Here is a 1,259-nt window from a genome sequence, read left to right on the forward strand (position 1 = left end):
TCGGCGAAGGCGGCGTTCCCCGCCTGGCGTGACACGTCCCTGGCCAAGCGCACCCAGGTGCTGTTCGCCTTCCGGGAACTGCTCAACGCCCGCGCCCCCGAACTCGCGGCGATCATCACCGCTGAGCACGGCAAGGTCCTCTCCGACGCCGCCGGTGAAGTCGCCCGCGGTCAGGAAGTGGTGGAGTTCGCCTGCGGCATCCCCCACCTGCTCAAGGGCGGCTTCACCGAGAACGCCTCCACGGCGGTGGACGTGCACTCGGTGCGCCAGCCGCTGGGCGTGGTCGCGGTGATCTCCCCGTTCAACTTCCCCGCGATGGTCCCGATGTGGTTCTTCCCCGTCGCCATCGCCACCGGCAACACCGTGGTGCTCAAGCCGTCCGAGAAGGACCCCTCAGCGGCGTTGTTCATCGCCGGACTGTGGAAGGACGCCGGCCTACCCGACGGGGTCTTCACCGTGCTGCAGGGCGACAAGGTCGCCGTGGACGGGCTGCTGGACCACCCCGACGTCGCCTCGGTCTCCTTCGTGGGCTCCACCCCGATCGCGAAGTACGTCTACGAACGCGGCACCGCCGCCGGCAAGCGCGTCCAAGCGTTGGGCGGTGCGAAGAACCACATGGTGGTGCTGCCCGACGCTGACCTGGACGCCGCCGCCGACGCCGCCGTCAACGCCGGGTTCGGCTCGGCCGGGGAACGCTGCATGGCGATCTCAGCGTTGGTGGCCGTGGGTGGTGTGGGTGATGAGCTGGTCACCAAGATCGCCGACCGGGCGGGGAAGATCCGCACCGGTGACGGGCGGCGCAGCTGTGACATGGGTCCGCTGGTCACCAAGGTCCACCGCGACAAGGTCGCCTCCTACATCGACGTCGCCGCCGCCGACGGCGCCGACGTGGTGGTGGATGGGCGCGCCATCACCCCCGACGCTGATGGCGGCGTGGACAACCAGGGCTTCTTCCTGGGCCCCACGCTGCTGGACCGGGTACCGACGACGTCGGCGGCGTACACCGAGGAGATCTTCGGTCCGGTGCTGAGCGTGCTGCGGGTGGCCTCCTACGCCGAGGCCGTGGACCTGATCAACGCCAATCCGTACGGCAACGGGGTGGCGATCTTCACCAACGACGGTGGCGCCGCGCGGCGGTTCGCCAACGAGGTCCAGGTCGGGATGATCGGGATCAACGTGCCGGTGCCGGTGCCGATGGCGTACTACTCCTTCGGGGGGTGGAAGAACTCCCTGTTCGGTGACACCCACGCCCACGGCAC

Annotated in this window: 1 protein-coding gene; it reads left to right on the forward strand. The window is 69.3% G+C overall.

Annotation, left to right across the window (positions count from 1 at the left end):
* Nucleotides 1-1,259, forward strand: a 1,259-nt coding sequence (locus BXY45_RS22785) for a CoA-acylating methylmalonate-semialdehyde dehydrogenase (protein ID WP_109776818.1), incomplete at both ends; no start/stop codon positions are given.

The sequence above is a fragment of the Quadrisphaera granulorum genome (assembly GCF_003149145.1).
In the GTDB taxonomy this organism is placed as follows: Bacteria; Actinomycetota; Actinomycetes; order Actinomycetales; family Quadrisphaeraceae; genus Quadrisphaera; species Quadrisphaera granulorum.